The sequence below is a fragment of the Staphylococcus sp. GDB20D11A genome, assembly GCF_016893255.1.
Taxonomy (GTDB): Bacteria; Bacillota; Bacilli; order Staphylococcales; family Staphylococcaceae; genus Staphylococcus; species Staphylococcus aureus.
Genome location: NZ_JAFEPJ010000018.1, coordinates 199,908 through 217,794, shown reverse-complemented (window position 1 = coordinate 217,794; position 17,887 = coordinate 199,908). Strand labels below are relative to the sequence as shown.

Sequence of the window (17,887 nt, the reverse complement as noted above, 5' to 3'; positions counted from 1 at the left end):
GTAGAAAATAAAAATTAAAACATGACTTAAAGGAGATTTTATAAATGGCAGTTAAAATTCGTTTAACACGTTTAGGTTCAAAAAGAAATCCATTCTATCGTATCGTAGTAGCAGATGCTCGTTCTCCACGTGACGGACGTATCATCGAACAAATCGGTACTTATAACCCAACGAGCGCTAATGCTCCAGAAATTAAAGTTGACGAAGCGTTAGCTTTAAAATGGTTAAATGATGGTGCGAAACCAACTGATACAGTTCACAATATCTTATCAAAAGAAGGTATTATGAAAAAATTTGACGAACAAAAGAAAGCTAAGTAATTTAGCGTAAAATTGTTCTAACAATAAGAATAACTCGTTTACACTGACAGTTTTTACTCAATGATACGTTGGGAATATCACATGTTAGTAATATAGAACGTATTGGGTACCATAATGGTGCCCTTTTTCTTTGAATTATTTTCAATTAAAATAGAAGTGTTCAAAGCATAGAGTTGGAGGTAATAGAATGAGAGTTGAAGTTGGTCAAATTGTTAACACACATGGTATTAAAGGTGAAATTAAAGTAAAATCCAATTCAGACTTTACAGACGTTCGTTTTCAACCCGGTCAAGTGCTGACAGTTGTGCATAACAATAACGACCTTGAATATACTGTTAAGTCACATAGAGTGCATAAAGGGCTTCATATGCTCACATTTGAAGGTATTAATAATATTAATGATATTGAGCATTTAAAAGGGAGTTCTATTTATCAAGAGCGTGACCATGAAGATATCGTACTTGAGGAAAATGAATTTTATTATTCAGATATTATAGGATGTACAGTTTTTGATGATCAAGAAACACCAATAGGTCGTGTAATTAATATATTTGAAACAGGTGCGAATGATGTGTGGGTGATTAAAGGATCTAAAGAATATTTGATTCCTTATATTGCTGATGTTGTAAAAGAAGTGGATATTGAAAATAAAAAAATTATCATCACGCCAATGGAAGGATTGTTGGATTAATGAAAATTGATTATTTAACTTTATTTCCTGAAATGTTTGATGGTGTTTTAAATCATTCAATTATGAAACGTGCCCAAGAAAACAATAAATTACAAATCAATACGGTTAATTTTAGAGATTATGCAATTAACAAGCACAACCAAGTAGATGATTATCCGTATGGTGGCGGACAAGGTATGGTGTTAAAGCCTGAACCTGTATTTAATGCGATGGAAGACTTAGATGTCACAAAGCAAACACGCGTTATTTTAATGTGTCCACAAGGCGAGCCATTTTCACATCAGAAAGCTGTTGAATTAAGCAAGGCTGACCACATGGTTTTCATATGCGGACATTATGAAGGTTACGATGAACGTATCCGAACACATCTTGTCACAGATGAAATATCAATGGGTGACTATGTTTTAACAGGTGGAGAATTGCCAGCGATGACCATGACTGATGCTATTGTTAGACTGATTCCAGGTGTTTTAGGTAATGAGCAGTCACATCAAGATGATTCATTTTCTGATGGGTTATTAGAGTTTCCGCAATATACACGTCCGCGTGAATTTAAGGGTCTAACAGTTCCAGATGTTTTATTGTCTGGAAATCATGCCAATATTGATGCATGGAGACATGAGCAAAAGTTGATCCGCACATATAATAAAAGACCTGACTTAATTGAAAAATATCCATTAACTAATGCAGATAAGCAAATATTAGAAAGATATAAAATAGGATTGAAAAAAGGTTAGTATTGTGCTAACATAATCTGAGTGTGGAAACACAAAAATCACTATGATCCGCTGCTATATATTTGTCGAGGCAAGAACATAGGTTGAAGAGGAGAATTTATAATGACAAATCACAAATTAATCGAAGCAGTAACTAAATCACAATTACGTACAGACTTACCAAGTTTCCGTCCTGGTGATACTTTACGTGTACACGTACGTATTATTGAGGGTACTCGTGAGCGTATCCAAGTATTCGAAGGCGTTGTAATTAAACGTCGTGGCGGTGGCGTTTCTGAAACGTTTACAGTTCGTAAAATTTCATCAGGTGTTGGCGTGGAACGTACATTCCCATTACACACACCAAAAATTGAAAAAATCGAAGTTAAACGTCGTGGTAAAGTACGTCGTGCTAAATTATATTACTTACGTAGTTTACGTGGTAAAGCTGCTAGAATCCAAGAAATTCGTTAATCAGCATTTAAACAAAGCTATGTATGAGTCATATTCGACTCAAACAACAAAGCCATCTAGGTCACTTTTATGGAGTGATATAGATGGCTTTTTTTGCTGTTTAGTTAATGTAAAGTTGATAATGTAATTGTTTTTCCCTTCTTTATTCATAACGTGTTTGCTCAAAATGGTTATATAAACATGAGGCTGGGACATTAATCAATGTTCTATGCTCTACGAAGTTATATTGGCAGTAGTTGACTGAACGAAAATGCGCTTGTAACAAGCTTTTTTCAATTCTAGTCAGGGGCTCCAACATAGAAGCTGACGAAAAGTCAGCTTACAATAATGTGCAAGTTGGCGGGGCCCCAACATAGAAGCTGACGAAAAGTCAGCTTACAATAATGTGCAAGTTGGGGTGGGACGACGAAATAAATTTTGCGAAAATATCATTTCTGTTCCACTCCCATTAAATATATGCGTAGCAACATTATTTTTGTCTTGCCCATCTCGTGAAAATAATACTACATATAATGCCAAATACAGTAATTGTTATAAGTAAATAATAGTATGGTGGGGTATAGCTCAATTGAATCTTTGTTATATTTTTAGGTGCTTTAATGCCGGTCATAACACCATTTACTTTTTCAACTTTAAGACTTTGATCACCTGATGTCGCTTCCATACCTTGATTATATGCTGTTGGCAAAACAATATACCCAGATGAATTTTTATTTTTAGTAATAGTATAACCTTGCTTTGTCTTACTAACTTTGACAGCCTCTAATGAATTTGAAGCGTCTTTAAGCGTGGTATAATCTTCGCCGTATATCCCTTTTAAATTTACACGATACTTACCTTTAGGCAATGATAATCTAATCCTATCTGAAGCTTTAATGCGTATCGTTACGGGTTTTACAAAGCGTCGATATTTATAAGTGAGTTTATTTCTTTCTTGTGTATATTCATTCACTTTAACATCATGAGCTTTATCCGGCGAAAGTAATTCTAAATCCATTTCAAAATACAAATCTTTAAATTGATTAGAAACTGATCTTGGCAACTGTACAGTTAGACCACCATTATTTTGTTTAACTTGTAATAAATGTTTTGTAGGAGATTGCCAGGCTGCACTATTTAATTTAATTGTTGAATCTGATAGTAAATTTTTATTGGCTTTAAAATGTGTATTAACATCTTTAGTATTGTTAGAAACAATCCCTTGCAACATTGCTTGTTCTTTATCTAATGGAGATTTTAATTCTTTATTGGAAAAGACCTTATTTGTAATATGTGCACTTGGATAATGGATGGTATTTTTAGAATGAATCCAACGAACTTTATTGTCTTTGTGTTCAGAGTTAATTTTAAATCCATATGGTAAGTTGTCATCATGATTCACTCTAATTCGATCATTAACATTCCAAAGTGATAGTAAATTTTGACGATTGCCAAGTAATCTATAAGTGCTGTTTTTATCAATTGGCATATTAATTTGGAGTGTCTTGTCATAATATTTTAAAATGTCTCCATTAAAAATACTAGAATATAATGAAATGCCATTATAATGATATATAAATGGTGAATTTAATGCATAGTCTGACATATAATCAATGCGATTAAATGGGCCTGTTGCATTTTGATTTATCTTTTTTATAAGCTGGTTTACATAGTTACTATGGTAATCATGTTGTTTCAACGTTGATAATGATTGTTGATAAGGTTTGATTGCCATATTTTTGTTGTTATCTAAAATGACGATTTGTTGAATCATAACGATTAATACTAATATTGCAACGGTTAATTTTTTATAACGCCATAAACTAAATTTTAAAATAACGGCAAGCACCATTAGCAGGATAATACCTACTATAAGTGCGAGTGGGTGTGTCGGTGATAGTAATACATAAAGTAATGCGATGATGCTTACTGGTATTGTTCTGATTAAATAATATTTCATATTTAATGTTGATAAATGTTGAATAAACAATCCGCAAAGAGCACTTGATGATAGTGCTAAGATATACACCCAACGCCTTTCTGGAAATGAAAAACCATTAAAAGCACTGTCGAAATACTGTGATAATGAACCAATAAATAATACCCATGTTACTATTGCGAAAAGTCTATAAAAGTAAAAACGATACAGTTTGAATGACAATAATGCAACGATAGTAAGAATTGAAATCGTAATGAAAAATCCATCGCTAAAGAAAAAATAATGATAATCAAGTGGTGTCAAAATCGGTATATCAACATTGGGATTTTGCTTTCTGTCATTTTCCAAAAACGCAGAAATGCCAGTGAATAAACCAAATACACTTGATAACACACTCAAAACTGTAGCAGATATGACGCAAATTAATTTTTGTGTTCTAGAGACAATGTCATATTTGTATGTGAAAATGAGTCGATATAAATAGTAGCAACCTATAATAATAGCTTGATAATAACTGAAATAAAAATTGCTGAATAGTGTTAGGGCTATCGCAACAATGAAAATACCGATTTTGCGTTGTTGAAAATATCTTTCCAAACCAAGAATCGATAATGGCAATAAATATAATAAATTTCCATAAAATGACCAAGTAAAATTAAAGTATATAACGACAGTTGACATGCCGTATAAAATCGTAGCGATCATATTTGTTGAGCGTTTAAAGTGTAATATTTTAAATAAGTAGAAGGTCACGACAAATGTTATGATAGCTCGTATCATAGCCATAATAAGTTGGTTTGTCGGCCAAAAATGTATTGTTGTCGGATTAAATATACCAACAGTTTCTCCTATTTTAATAAATAGAAAATTTAGCCACATTAAAGGTGACAGCGAATAATAATATGATAGTCCTTTCATATAATCGCCACCTAATCCAAACGATGCATCATATAAACTAGAAAAACTACTTAGATGCTCATATAAATACATTTGAAATGGCATCATTTGACGGAATCCATCTCCAGCCCCACTAAAAACAGTACCATTCACAATATATTCATAGATATGAGTAGAAAATAAAATAAGCGTTAATATTACGCTCATGAAAGTTATGACCAAGAATTGTTTGACGTTTGAATTTAACCATTTTTTTAACACAACATTATCCTCAACTTTCAAATTTAAAATTAAGTTTAACTGAAACTAAAGTTAATGAGGTTCTCGATAGGTAAAGACAAAGATGACTGTGGAACAGATACCTTATCATAGTTACTTAAACTTTGGATTATTTTTAGTTTATCATTAAACAAATATATTGAATAATAAAAATGTCATACTGTATTAATTGAATATCACCTAATAAGCAGCTTAGATTTATTAAATGAAAATTTTTAATTATAGAAAACTTGGATTAATCACTTATACCTTAATCTAAAGCATTGTTAAGAAGTGTGACAATGTTAAAATAAATATAGTTGAATTAATGAATTTGTTCTATAATTAACAAGTTATAGATTTTAATAATGAGAAAAGAATTGACGAAAGTAAGGTGAATTGAATGGTTATTCAATGGTATCCAGGACATATGGCGAAAGCCAAAAGAGAAGTAAGTGAACAATTAAAAAAAGTAGATGTAGTGTTTGAACTAGTAGATGCAAGAATTCCATATAGTTCAAGAAACCCTATGATAGATGAAGTTATTAACCAAAAACCACGTGTTGTTATATTAAATAAAAAAGATATGTCTAATTTAAATGAGATGTCAAAATGGGAACAATTTTTTATTGATAAAGGATACTATCCTGTATCAGTGGATGCTAAGCACGGTAAAAATTTAAAGAAAGTGGAAGCTGCAGCAATTAAGGCGACTGCTGAAAAATTTGAACGCGAAAAAGCGAAAGGACTTAAACCTAGAGCGATAAGAGCAATGATTGTTGGAATTCCAAATGTTGGTAAATCCACATTAATAAATAAACTGGCAAAGCGTAGTATTGCACAGACTGGTAATAAACCAGGTGTGACCAAACAACAACAATGGATTAAGGTTGGTAATGCATTACAACTATTAGACACACCAGGGATACTTTGGCCTAAATTTGAAGATGAAGAAGTAGGTAAGAAGTTGAGTTTAACAGGTGCGATAAAAGATAGTATTGTGCACTTAGATGAAGTTGCCATCTATGGTTTAAACTTTTTAATTCAAAATGATTTAGCGCGCTTAAAAGCACATTATAAAATCGAAGTTCCTGAAGATGCAGAAATCATAGCGTGGTTTGATGCGATAGGGAAAAAACGTGGCTTAATTCGACGTGGTAATGAAATTGATTACGAAGCAGTCATTGAACTGATTATTTATGATATTCGAAATGCTAAAATAGGAAATTATTGTTTTGATATTTTTAAAGATATGACTGAGGAATTAGCAAATGACGCTAACAATTAAAGAAGTAACGCAGTTGATTAATGCGGTTAATACAATAGAAGAATTAGAAAATCATGAATGCTTTTTAGATGAGCGAAAAGGTGTACAAAATGCCATAGCCAGACGAAGAAAAGCGTTAGAAAAAGAACAAGCTTTAAAAGAAAAATATGCTGAAATGACTTACTTTGAAAATGAAATATTAAAAGAGAATCCCAATGCTATTATTTGTGGTATTGATGAAGTTGGAAGAGGACCTTTAGCAGGTCCAGTCGTTGCATGCGCAACAATTTTAAATTCAAATCACAATTATTTGGGCCTTGATGACTCGAAAAAAGTACCTGTTACGAAACGTCTAGAATTAAATGAAGCACTAAAAAATGAAGTTACTGCTTATGCATATGGTATCGCGACAGCTGAAGAAATAGATGAATTTAATATTTATAAAGCTACTCAAATCGCCATGCAGCGAGCTATTGATGGATTATCAGTACAACCAACGCATTTATTGATAGACGCGATGACGCTTGATAATGCACTGCCTCAAGTATCTTTAATCAAGGGTGATGCAAGAAGTGTATCTATTGCAGCTGCAAGTATCATGGCAAAGGTTTTTCGTGATGATTATATGACACAGTTATCTAAAGATTATCCTGAATATGGTTTTGAAAAAAATGCGGGTTACGGTACCAAACAACATTTACTAGCAATCGATGATATTGGCATTATGAAAGAGCATAGAAAAAGCTTTGAACCTATAAAATCGTTACTGTAAATCGTAAAATTCAATTAAATGATAAAAAAGTAGCATTTAAGTTTACAATAGCGCTTACATTTTTTATAATTGTAAGGGAACTTAACCTAAGTAACAGGAGGATGGAAGATGAATATCCACGAGTATCAAGGTAAAGAAATATTTCGTTCAATGGGCGTTGCAGTTCCAGAAGGACGAGTAGCATTTACTGCTGAAGAAGCGGTGGAGAAAGCAAAAGAATTAAATTCTGATGTATATGTTGTAAAAGCACAAATTCATGCTGGAGGTAGAGGTAAAGCAGGCGGAGTAAAAATTGCTAAATCTTTATCTGAGGTAGAAACATATGCAAAAGAATTATTAGGGAAAACTTTGGTGACACATCAAACTGGTCCAGAAGGTAAAGAAATTAAGCGTTTATATATCGAAGAAGGTTGTACTATTCAAAAAGAATATTACGTTGGATTCGTTATTGATCGTGCGACTGACCAAGTAACATTGATGGCGTCTGAAGAAGGGGGCACTGAGATTGAAGAAGTTGCTGCGAAGACTCCTGAAAAAATCTTCAAAGAAACTATCGATCCAGTAATCGGACTTTCACCATTCCAAGCAAGACGAATTGCGTTTAATATTAATATTCCTAAAGAATCTGTTAACAAAGCTGCTAAATTCTTATTAGCACTTTATAATGTATTCATTGAAAAAGATTGTTCAATCGTAGAAATCAACCCATTAGTTACAACAGCTGATGGTGATGTATTGGCATTAGATGCTAAAATTAATTTTGATGATAATGCATTATTCAGACATAAAGATGTTGTAGAATTACGTGATTTAGAAGAAGAAGATCCAAAAGAGATTGAAGCGTCTAAACATGATTTATCATACATTGCATTAGATGGTGACATCGGATGTATGGTTAATGGTGCAGGTTTAGCCATGGCAACAATGGATACGATTAATCATTTCGGTGGAAACCCAGCCAATTTCTTAGATGCAGGCGGAAGCGCTACTAGAGAAAAAGTAACTGAAGCATTTAAAATCATTTTAGGTGATGAAAATGTTAAAGGTATTTTTGTAAACATTTTCGGTGGCATTATGAAATGTGATGTTATCGCAGAAGGTATCGTTGAAGCTGTAAAAGAAGTAGATTTAACTTTACCACTAGTTGTACGCTTAGAAGGTACAAATGTTGAGTTAGGTAAAGAAATCTTAAAAGACTCAGGATTAGCAATTGAACCAGCAGCAACAATGGCTGAAGGTGCACAAAAAATTGTTAAACTAGTCAAAGAAGCATAAGGAAAGGATGGGAGCACTAAGATGAGTGTATTTATAGATAAGAATACTAAAGTAATGGTACAAGGTATTACAGGGTCTACTGCCCTTTTCCATACAAAACAAATGCTTGATTATGGTACGAAAATAGTAGCAGGTGTGACGCCTGGTAAAGGTGGTCAAGTTGTTGAAGGCGTTCCTGTTTTCAACACTGTTGAAGAAGCTAAAAATGAAACTGGGGCAACGGTTTCAGTCATTTACGTTCCAGCACCATTTGCTGCAGACTCAATTTTAGAAGCAGCTGATGCAGACTTAGATATGGTTATTTGTATCACTGAACATATTCCTGTATTAGACATGGTTAAAGTTAAACGCTACTTACAAGGTAGAAAAACACGTTTAGTTGGTCCAAACTGTCCAGGTGTGATTACAGCAGATGAATGTAAAATTGGTATTATGCCTGGCTATATTCACAAAAAAGGTCATGTTGGTGTAGTATCACGTTCAGGTACACTAACATATGAAGCAGTGCACCAATTGACTGAAGAAGGTATTGGTCAAACTACAGCTGTTGGTATTGGTGGAGACCCAGTCAACGGAACAAACTTTATTGATGTTTTAAAAGCATTCAATGAAGATGACGAAACGAAAGCAGTTGTTATGATTGGTGAAATCGGTGGTACAGCTGAAGAAGAAGCAGCTGAATGGATTAAAGCGAATATGACAAAACCAGTTGTAGGCTTTATCGGTGGACAAACAGCACCTCCTGGAAAACGTATGGGACATGCTGGTGCAATCATTTCAGGTGGTAAAGGTACTGCTGAAGAGAAAATTAAAACATTAAATAGTTGTGGTGTGAAAACAGCGGCAACACCTTCAGAAATTGGTTCAACATTAATTGAAGCTGCTAAAGAAGCAGGTATTTATGAATCATTATTAACAGTTAATAAATAAAGTTAAAAGATGATATAAATGGCTATAGCCCATTCCGTACTTTATAAAAGTATCGGAAATGGGCTATTTGTCGTGCGATGAATTTTAGTACACTTTTCATATTTCGGAAAGGCAAGTTAATTATTTTACCTCCTTCAATAGCTTTATATAACAAAGCAAATTTTTATTAAAATATATAGTGCGCTATGTTATAATAACGATATATTAAAGTGGGTTTATTGTATAATGAATAAACAACAAAGTAAAGTACGCTATTCAATTAGAAAAGTTAGTATTGGAACATTTTTAAATGGTGATTATGATGGAAAATTAATGAAGTTCCAAAGTTTAGATCAAAACTGGAATAATGGTGGATGGCGTAAAGCAGAGGTTGCACATAAAGTTGTTCATAATTATGAAAATGATATGATTTTTATTAGACCATTTAAAAAAGCATAATTTAAATCGAAGGCAGGACATTGAAATATGAAATTTTCAACTTTAAGTGAAGAAGAATTTACCAACTACACCAAAAAGCACTTCAAACATTATACACAGTCTATAGAATTATATAATTATAGAAATAAAATAAATCATGAAGCACATATTGTGGGAGTGAAGGATGATAAAAATGAAGTTATAGCTGCATGTTTATTAACAGAGGCACGTATTTTTAAATTCTACAAATATTTCTACTCTCATAGAGGTCCTTTACTTGATTATTTCGATGCTAAATTAGTTTGTTACTTTTTTAAAGAATTATCTAAATTCATTTATAAAAATAGAGGAGTATTTATTCTTGTTGACCCATATTTAATAGAGAATTTAAGAGATGCAAACGGTAGGATAATAAAGAATTATAATAATTCAGTGATAGTAAAGATGCTAGGAAAAATTGGGTATCTCCATCAAGGTTATACAACAGGATATTCAAATAAAAGCCAAATTAGGTGGATTTCTGTATTGGATTTAAAAGATAAAGATGAGAATCAACTTTTAAAAGAAATGGAATACCAAACTAGAAGAAATATAAAAAAGACTATTGAGATTGGTGTTAAGGTTGAAGATTTATCTATTGAAGAAACAAATCGATTTTATAAATTGTTTCAAATGGCTGAAGAAAAACATGGTTTTCATTTCATGAATGAAGATTATTTTAAACGAATGCAAGAAATATATAAAGATAAGGCAATGTTAAAGATAGCTTGTATAGATCTTAATGAATATCAAGATAAATTAAAAATACAATTATTGAAAATCGAAAATGAAATGATGACTGTGAACAGAGCATTAAATGAAAATCCAAATTCTAAAAAGAATAAATCAAAATTAAATCAGTTAAATATGCAATTATCTAGTATTAATAATAGAATTAGTAAAACCGAAGAACTAATATTAGAAGATGGACCTGTTTTGGATTTAGCTGCTGCTTTATTTATATGTACTGATGATGAAGTTTATTATCTATCAAGTGGATCAAATCCTAAATATAATCAGTATATGGGAGCATATCATCTACAATGGCATATGATAAAATATGCAAAATCACATAATATTAATAGGTATAATTTTTATGGAATAACAGGCGTCTTTAGTAATGAGGCGGATGATTTTGGTGTACAACAATTTAAAAAAGGTTTTAATGCACATGTTGAAGAATTAATTGGTGATTTCATCAAACCAGTAAGACCAATTCTATATAAATTTGCAAAACTTATTTATAAGGTTTGATTATAAAGTATGTTGGAAATTGAAATTTAAAATTCTTTCCAACATACTTTTCACTTTTTAAGTCGGTATTTTACTCCTTAAAATAACATTACATCGACAATGTTTTTGTATTAGAAATGTAAAACAAAAATAGAATATGATTTTGTATGATTAAAAAAAGGAGTTGATTTATTGATTAGACTATTTTTGCTTAAGTTATACTGGGCACACTTTTCGACTAAACAAATTCATCAATTTTTAATGGCATATCCTAATGTAATTAAAGAGGGGGGCAGAAAAAAAGATAGTTATTTATGTGAATGGGTGAATAGGGAAGAAAATGTTCATTTATTACGTAAATACTATGCTTTTATAAAACTTGATCATAACGACATTATTAAAGAACTGCAGAAATTAAAAGTAAGTTACATTACATATATGGATACTGAATACCCAGTGCTATTAAAAGAAATATATCAATTTCCATTACTTCTTTTCTATAAAGGGAACATCAAATTAATAAATAATATGCATCATTTGGCAGTAGTAGGTGCAAGAGATTCTACGAGTTATACCCAACAGTCTTTAGAATTTTTATTATCAAATGATAAAAGCAAATATTTAACAATTGTTTCCGGCCTTGCTCAAGGAGCTGATGCAATGGCACATCAAATAGCTTTAAAATACAATCTCCCTACAATAGCAGTTTTAGCCTTTGGCCATCAAACACATTATCCCAAAAGTACATTAGCATTAAGAAATAAAATAGAAGAAAAAGGTTTAGTTATATCCGAATATCCGCCACATACACCAATTGCTAAATATAGATTTCCTGAGCGTAATAGAATTATCAGCGGTTTGTCAAAAGGGGTTTTAATTACTGAGGCTAAGGAACAAAGTGGCAGTCACATCACGATAGATTTTGCATTAGAGCAAAATAGAAATGTTTATGTTTTACCTGGATCTATGTTTAATCCTATGACAAAAGGTAATTTATTACGTATCCAAGAAGGAGCTAAGGTAGTATTAAACGCTAATGATATATTTGAAGACTACTATATTTAAAACTAAAAATAACGAGTTGCTTCATATTTCTTTTGTTACCCTTTGTAATTTATTTTTTAATAAAATCTATAAAAAATAGACAGGGAAAATGATTTGTTTAGATATAAAACGTTGACAAAAGCAAAATTAAGCGTTTATCATTTATCTTTAGTAATTAGATTAGCGAGGGGGAAATGACATTGGCAGATAATTTAGTCATTGTTGAATCGCCTGCAAAAGCAAAAACCATTGAAAAGTATTTAGGTAAGAAATATAAAGTTATAGCTTCAATGGGACACGTCAGAGACTTACCAAGAAGTCAAATGGGTGTCGACACTGAAGATAATTACGAACCAAAATATATAACAATACGCGGAAAAGGTCCTGTTGTAAAAGAATTGAAAAAACATGCAAAAAAAGCGAAAAACGTCTTTCTCGCAAGTGACCCCGACCGTGAAGGTGAAGCAATTGCTTGGCATTTATCAAAAATTTTAGAGCTTGAAGATTCTAAAGAAAATCGCGTTGTTTTCAACGAAATAACTAAAGACGCTGTTAAAGAAAGTTTTAAAAATCCTAGAGAAATTGAAATGAACTTAGTCGATGCACAACAAGCGCGTCGAATATTAGATAGATTAGTTGGCTATAACATCTCGCCAGTTCTTTGGAAAAAAGTAAAAAAAGGGTTGTCAGCGGGTCGAGTTCAATCTGTTGCACTTCGTTTAGTCATTGACCGTGAAAATGAAATTCGAAACTTTAAACCAGAAGAATATTGGACTATTGAAGGAGAATTTAGATACAAAAAATCAAAATTCAATGCTAAATTCCTTCATTATAAAAATAAACCATTTAAACTAAAAACGAAAAAAGATGTTGAGAAAATTACAGCTGCATTAGATGGAGATCAATTCGAAATTACAAACGTGACTAAAAAAGAAAAAACGCGTAATCCAGCAAATCCATTTACAACTTCTACATTACAACAAGAGGCGGCACGTAAATTAAACTTTAAAGCTAGAAAAACAATGATGGTCGCACAACAATTATATGAAGGTATAGATTTGAAAAAACAAGGTACGATTGGTTTAATAACATATATGAGAACTGATTCTACACGTATTTCAGATACTGCCAAAGCTGAAGCAAAACAGTATATAACTGATAAATACGGTGAATCTTACACTTCTAAACGTAAATCATCAGGGAAACAAGGTGACCAAGATGCCCATGAGGCTATTAGACCTTCAAGTACTATGCGTACGCCAGATGATATGAAGTCATTTTTGACGAAAGACCAATATCGATTATACAAATTAATTTGGGAACGATTTGTTGCTAGTCAAATGGCTCCAGCAATACTTGATACAGTCTCATTAGATATAACACAAGGTGACATTAAATTTAGAGCGAATGGTCAAACAATCAAGTTTAAAGGATTTATGACACTTTATGTTGAAACTAAAGATGATAGTGATAGCGAAAAGGAAAATAAACTGCCTAAATTAGAGCGAGGTGATAAAGTCACAGCAACTCAAATTGAACCAGCTCAACACTATACACAACCACCTCCAAGATATACTGAGGCGAGATTAGTAAAAACATTAGAAGAATTGAAAATTGGGCGACCATCAACTTATGCACCGACAATAGATACGATTCAAAAGCGTAACTATGTCAAATTAGAAAGTAAGCGTTTTGTACCTACTGAGTTGGGAGAAATAGTTCATGAACAAGTGAAAGAATACTTCCCAGAGATTATTGATGTGGAATTCACAGTGAATATGGAAACGTTACTTGATAAGATTGCAGAAGGCGACATTACATGGAGAAAAGTAATCGACGGTTTCTTTAGTAGCTTTAAACAAGATGTTGAACGTGCTGAAGAAGAGATGGAAAAGATTGAAATCAAAGATGAGCCAGCCGGTGAAGACTGTGAAGTTTGTGGTTCTCCTATGGTTATAAAAATGGGACGCTATGGTAAGTTTATGGCTTGCTCAAACTTCCCGGATTGTCGTAATACAAAAGCGATAGTTAAATCTATTGGTGTTAAATGTCCAAAATGTAATGATGGCGACGTCGTAGAAAGAAAATCTAAAAAGAATCGTGTCTTTTATGGATGTTCGAAATATCCTGAATGCGACTTTATCTCTTGGGATAAGCCGATTGGAAGAGATTGTCCAAAATGTAACCAATATCTTGTTGAAAATAAAAAAGGCAAGACAACACAAGTAATATGTTCAAATTGCGATTATAAAGAGGCGGCGCAGAAATAATATTTTTATTTCCTAGAGACATTTTAAGAATGTTAAATAGAATCATTAGTGAATCTTATTTTAAAGATAGTAATGGATTAATCTAAATAAGTGCGGATAATATAAACATAACAACATAATTAAAAGACATAAATGACAATAAAAGGAGTATAGAAATGACTCAAACTGTAAATGTAATAGGTGCTGGTCTTGCCGGTTCAGAAGCGGCATATCAATTAGCTGAAAGAGGAATTAAAGTTAATCTAATAGAGATGAGACCTGTTAAACAAACACCAGCGCACCATACTGATAAATTTGCGGAACTTGTATGTTCCAATTCATTACGCGGAAATGCTTTAACTAATGGTGTGGGTGTTTTAAAAGAAGAAATGAGAAGATTGAATTCTATAATTATTGAAGCGGCTGATAAGGCACGAGTTCCAGCTGGCGGTGCATTAGCAGTTGATAGACACGATTTTTCAGGTTATATTACTGAAACACTCAAAAATCATGAAAATATCACAGTTATTAATGAAGAAATTAATGCCATTCCAGATGGATACACAATTATCGCAACAGGACCACTTACTACAGAAACGCTTGCTCAAGAAATAGTGGACATTACTGGTAAAGATCAACTTTATTTCTATGATGCAGCTGCTCCAATTATTGAAAAAGAATCTATTGATATGGATAAAGTTTACTTAAAGTCCCGTTATGATAAAGGTGAAGCTGCATATTTAAACTGTCCTATGACTGAGGATGAATTTAATCGCTTTTATGATGCAGTATTAGAAGCTGAAGTTGCGCCTGTAAATTCATTTGAAAAAGAAAAATATTTCGAGGGTTGTATGCCTTTTGAAGTAATGGCAGAACGCGGACGCAAGACATTACTATTTGGACCAATGAAACCAGTAGGATTAGAAGATCCAAAGACGGGGAAACGTCCTTATGCAGTGGTTCAATTAAGACAAGATGACGCTGCTGGCACACTCTACAATATTGTTGGCTTCCAAACGCATTTAAAATGGGGAGCTCAAAAAGAAGTTATTAAATTAATTCCAGGTTTAGAAAATGTTGATATTGTTAGATATGGTGTGATGCATAGAAATACCTTCATTAACTCACCGGACGTATTAAACGAGAAATATGAATTGATTTCACAACCAAACATACAGTTTGCGGGACAAATGACTGGTGTTGAAGGTTATGTAGAAAGCGCAGCTAGCGGCTTAGTTGCAGGCATCAATCTTGCGCATAAAATATTAGGCAAAGGTGAGGTAGTATTTCCGAGAGAAACTATGATTGGAAGTATGGCTTACTATATTTCTCATGCTAAAAACAATAAGAATTTCCAACCTATGAATGCTAACTTCGGGTTATTACCATCTTTAGAAACTAGAATTAAAGATAAAAAAGAACGCTATGAAGCACAAGCTAATAGAGCTTTGGATTACTTAGAAAATTTCAAAAAAACTTTATAAAATAGTTAGAAAGACTAGATATGCTATTCATTCTTAAGTCATCAACGAGTAAGTAATGACTTTCTAAATGGAAAATACTTATCCTAGTCTTTTTAATTTTGGAATTGTTACGTATTTCTGACAATTGAGAATTCGTATTCAAAAAATATCTAAATAAATAACACGCAATAAGTTGATTGATGTAACATGTAAGAGAATGTTTTAAATAAACTTTATTTAAAAGACAATGAAATAATAAATGGCAAGGCTATTAATAAAGACTTTTAATAATTAATTTAAAAAAGAGGTATTCTAATTAACAGGTTTTCCGATTAGTTACAATTATTTAATTCTCAAAAGATTTAGAATTGATTATCAAATTACTGTAAGCCCTTTGCTGTATATGCTACAATTCTTATTGATGGAGGGTAAATGTATTGAATCATATTCAAGAAGCGTTTTTAAATACATTGAAAGTTGAACGGAATTTTTCGGAACACACATTGAAATCATATCAAGATGACTTAATTCAGTTTAATCAATTTTTAGAACAAGAACATTTACAGTTGAATACTTTTGAATACAGAGATGCTAGAAATTATTTGAGCTATTTATATTCAAATCATTTGAAAAGAACATCTGTTTCTCGTAAAATCTCAACGTTAAGAACTTTCTATGAATATTGGATGACGCTTGATGAGAACATTATTAATCCATTTGTTCAATTAGTACATCCGAAAAAAGAAAAATATCTTCCGCAATTCTTTTACGAAGAAGAAATGGAAGCGTTATTTAAAACTGTAGAAGAGGACACTTCAAAAAGTTTACGGGATCGAGTTATTCTTGAATTGTTATATGCTACAGGCATCCGTGTTTCGGAATTAGTTAATATTAAAAAACAAGATATAGATTTTTACGCGAATGGTGTTACCGTATTAGGAAAAGGGAGCAAAGAGCGTTTTGTACCGTTTGGTGCTTATTGTAGACAAAGCATCGAAAATTATTTAGAACATTTCAAACCAATTCAGTCATGCAATCATGATTTTCTTATTGTAAATATGAAGGGTGAAGCAATCACTGAACGCGGTGTACGATATGTTTTAAATGATATTGTTAAACGAACAGCAGGCGTAAGTGAGATTCATCCCCACAAGCTCAGACATACATTTGCAACGCATTTATTGAATCAAGGTGCAGATCTAAGAACAGTACAATCGTTATTAGGTCATGTTAATTTGTCAACAACTGGTAAATATACACACGTATCTAACCAACAATTAAGAAAAGTGTATCTAAATGCACATCCTCGAGCGAAAAAGGAGAATGAAACATGAGTAATACAACATTACATGCAACAACAATTTATGCTGTAAGACATAATGGGAAAGCAGCTATGGCTGGAGATGGGCAAGTAACGCTTGGTCAACAAGTCATCATGAAACAAACGGCAAGAAAAGTGCGACGTTTATATGAAGGTAAAGTGTTAGCTGGTTTCGCAGGTAGTGTAGCAGATGCGTTTACGTTATTTGAAAAATTCGAAACAAAATTACAACAGTTTAGTGGTAACTTAGAAAGAGCTGCTGTTGAATTGGCACAAGAATGGCGAGGCGATAAACAATTACGTCAATTAGAAGCTATGCTAATTGTAATGGATAAAGATGCTATTTTAGTTGTCAGTGGAACTGGCGAAGTTATTGCCCCAGATGATGACCTTATCGCTATTGGATCAGGAGGCAACTACGCATTAAGCGCAGGACGTGCATTGAAGCGCCATGCATCGCATTTGTCTGCTGAAGAAATGGCATATGAGAGCTTGAAAGTAGCGGCTGATATTTGTGTCTTTACCAACGATAATATTGTTGTCGAAACACTATAATAATCAGAGCACGATAAATAATTACGAGCAATTAATTTTAGTTAAAAG

At 32.5% G+C, this 17,887-nt stretch carries 15 protein-coding genes and 2 pseudogenes; 16 read left to right on the top strand and 1 reads right to left on the bottom strand.

Translation table 11 applies throughout. The features are described from left to right. The first annotated feature begins 44 nt into the window (after positions 1-44). The 4 genes from rpsP (at position 45) to rplS (ending at position 2,201) form a co-directional block, all read left to right on the top strand. Positions 45-320 (top strand): 30S ribosomal protein S16, encoded by a 276-nt coding sequence (gene rpsP, locus JV528_RS11600; protein WP_000268754.1) that lies wholly within the window; start codon positions 45-47, stop codon positions 318-320. 187 nt (positions 321-507) lie between these two features. Then, positions 508-1,011: a ribosome maturation factor RimM gene (gene rimM, locus JV528_RS11595; RefSeq protein WP_001261983.1), complete on the top strand. Its 504-nt coding sequence runs from the start codon at positions 508-510 to the stop codon at positions 1,009-1,011. After that, positions 1,011-1,748, top strand: coding sequence for a tRNA (guanosine(37)-N1)-methyltransferase TrmD (gene trmD, locus JV528_RS11590; protein ID WP_000687336.1), 738 nt, complete (start codon positions 1,011-1,013; stop codon positions 1,746-1,748). Before rimM ends, trmD begins: the two co-directional genes overlap by 1 nt. 102 nt (positions 1,749-1,850) lie before the next feature. Continuing rightward, positions 1,851-2,201, top strand: coding sequence for a 50S ribosomal protein L19 (gene rplS, locus JV528_RS11585; protein ID WP_000181404.1), 351 nt, complete (start codon positions 1,851-1,853; stop codon positions 2,199-2,201). Between the two features lie 469 nt (positions 2,202-2,670). On the opposite strand, the gene yfhO is transcribed toward rplS, so the two are convergent. Beyond that, positions 2,671-5,277, bottom strand: a complete 2,607-nt coding sequence (gene yfhO / locus JV528_RS11580) for a lipoteichoic acid-specific glycosyltransferase YfhO (protein ID WP_065315577.1) — start codon at positions 5,275-5,277, stop codon at positions 2,671-2,673. A gap of 400 nt (positions 5,278-5,677) precedes the next feature. On the opposite strand from yfhO, the gene ylqF reads away from it, so the two are divergent. The 12 genes and pseudogenes from ylqF (at position 5,678) to hslV (ending at position 17,839) form a co-directional block, all read left to right on the top strand. Further along, complete coding sequence (ylqF, locus tag JV528_RS11575) at positions 5,678-6,562, top strand: ribosome biogenesis GTPase YlqF (RefSeq protein WP_000236718.1); 885 nt, start codon at positions 5,678-5,680, stop codon at positions 6,560-6,562. Further along, complete coding sequence (locus JV528_RS11570) at positions 6,546-7,313, top strand: ribonuclease HII (RefSeq protein ID WP_000176392.1); 768 nt, start codon at positions 6,546-6,548, stop codon at positions 7,311-7,313. Before ylqF ends, JV528_RS11570 begins: the two co-directional genes overlap by 17 nt. 108 nt (positions 7,314-7,421) lie before the next feature. After that, positions 7,422-8,588 (top strand): ADP-forming succinate--CoA ligase subunit beta, encoded by a 1,167-nt coding sequence (gene sucC / locus JV528_RS11565; RefSeq protein ID WP_204177654.1) that lies wholly within the window; start codon positions 7,422-7,424, stop codon positions 8,586-8,588. Between the two features lie 21 nt (positions 8,589-8,609). Then, positions 8,610-9,518, top strand: a complete 909-nt coding sequence (sucD, locus tag JV528_RS11560; RefSeq protein ID WP_000110253.1) for a succinate--CoA ligase subunit alpha — start codon at positions 8,610-8,612, stop codon at positions 9,516-9,518. Between the two features lie 225 nt (positions 9,519-9,743). After that, positions 9,744-9,800 (top strand): annotated as a pseudogene (locus tag JV528_RS14810) (YSIRK-type signal peptide-containing protein); the annotation flags it as partial. Positions 9,801-9,803: 3 nt separating this feature from the next. Then, positions 9,804-9,956, top strand: a pseudogene (locus JV528_RS11555) (cell wall hydrolase); the annotation flags it as partial. Between the two features lie 27 nt (positions 9,957-9,983). Further along, complete coding sequence (gene fmhC, locus JV528_RS11550) at positions 9,984-11,228, top strand: FemA/FemB family glycyltransferase FmhC (RefSeq protein ID WP_000672856.1); 1,245 nt, start codon at positions 9,984-9,986, stop codon at positions 11,226-11,228. A gap of 171 nt (positions 11,229-11,399) precedes the next feature. Continuing rightward, on the top strand, positions 11,400-12,272 hold the full coding sequence (gene dprA / locus JV528_RS11545) for a DNA-processing protein DprA (RefSeq protein WP_000620182.1): 873 nt from the start codon (positions 11,400-11,402) through the stop codon (positions 12,270-12,272). Positions 12,273-12,445: 173 nt separating this feature from the next. Continuing rightward, entirely contained in the window at positions 12,446-14,521 is a 2,076-nt protein-coding gene (topA, locus tag JV528_RS11540; protein ID WP_204177656.1) for a type I DNA topoisomerase, read from the top strand. 155 nt (positions 14,522-14,676) lie between these two features. Beyond that, positions 14,677-15,984 (top strand): methylenetetrahydrofolate--tRNA-(uracil(54)-C(5))-methyltransferase (FADH(2)-oxidizing) TrmFO, encoded by a 1,308-nt coding sequence (gene trmFO, locus JV528_RS11535; protein ID WP_000195254.1) that lies wholly within the window; start codon positions 14,677-14,679, stop codon positions 15,982-15,984. A gap of 416 nt (positions 15,985-16,400) precedes the next feature. After that, on the top strand, positions 16,401-17,297 hold the full coding sequence (xerC, locus tag JV528_RS11530; protein WP_001015609.1) for a tyrosine recombinase XerC: 897 nt from the start codon (positions 16,401-16,403) through the stop codon (positions 17,295-17,297). Next, positions 17,294-17,839: an ATP-dependent protease subunit HslV gene (gene hslV, locus JV528_RS11525; RefSeq protein ID WP_000072681.1), complete on the top strand. Its 546-nt coding sequence runs from the start codon at positions 17,294-17,296 to the stop codon at positions 17,837-17,839. The genes xerC and hslV overlap by 4 nt, the downstream gene beginning before the upstream one ends. Positions 17,840-17,887: the final 48 nt, after the last annotated feature.

Excerpts from the sequence above, each read along its gene's own strand:
- rplS (WP_000181404.1), top strand. The coding sequence starts at position 1,851 with ATGACAAATCACAAATTAATCGAAGCAGTAACTAAATCACAATTACGT.
- JV528_RS11570 (WP_000176392.1), top strand. The coding sequence starts at position 6,546 with ATGACGCTAACAATTAAAGAAGTAACGCAGTTGATTAATGCGGTTAAT.
- rimM (WP_001261983.1), top strand. The coding sequence starts at position 508 with ATGAGAGTTGAAGTTGGTCAAATTGTTAACACACATGGTATTAAAGGT.
- trmD (WP_000687336.1), top strand. The coding sequence starts at position 1,011 with ATGAAAATTGATTATTTAACTTTATTTCCTGAAATGTTTGATGGTGTT.
- fmhC (WP_000672856.1), top strand. The coding sequence starts at position 9,984 with ATGAAATTTTCAACTTTAAGTGAAGAAGAATTTACCAACTACACCAAA.
- sucD (WP_000110253.1), top strand. The coding sequence starts at position 8,610 with ATGAGTGTATTTATAGATAAGAATACTAAAGTAATGGTACAAGGTATT.
- trmFO (WP_000195254.1), top strand. The coding sequence starts at position 14,677 with ATGACTCAAACTGTAAATGTAATAGGTGCTGGTCTTGCCGGTTCAGAA.
- ylqF (WP_000236718.1), top strand. The coding sequence starts at position 5,678 with ATGGTTATTCAATGGTATCCAGGACATATGGCGAAAGCCAAAAGAGAA.
- rpsP (WP_000268754.1), top strand. The coding sequence starts at position 45 with ATGGCAGTTAAAATTCGTTTAACACGTTTAGGTTCAAAAAGAAATCCA.
- sucC (WP_204177654.1), top strand. The coding sequence starts at position 7,422 with ATGAATATCCACGAGTATCAAGGTAAAGAAATATTTCGTTCAATGGGC.
- topA (WP_204177656.1), top strand. The coding sequence starts at position 12,446 with ATGACATTGGCAGATAATTTAGTCATTGTTGAATCGCCTGCAAAAGCA.
- hslV (WP_000072681.1), top strand. The coding sequence starts at position 17,294 with ATGAGTAATACAACATTACATGCAACAACAATTTATGCTGTAAGACAT.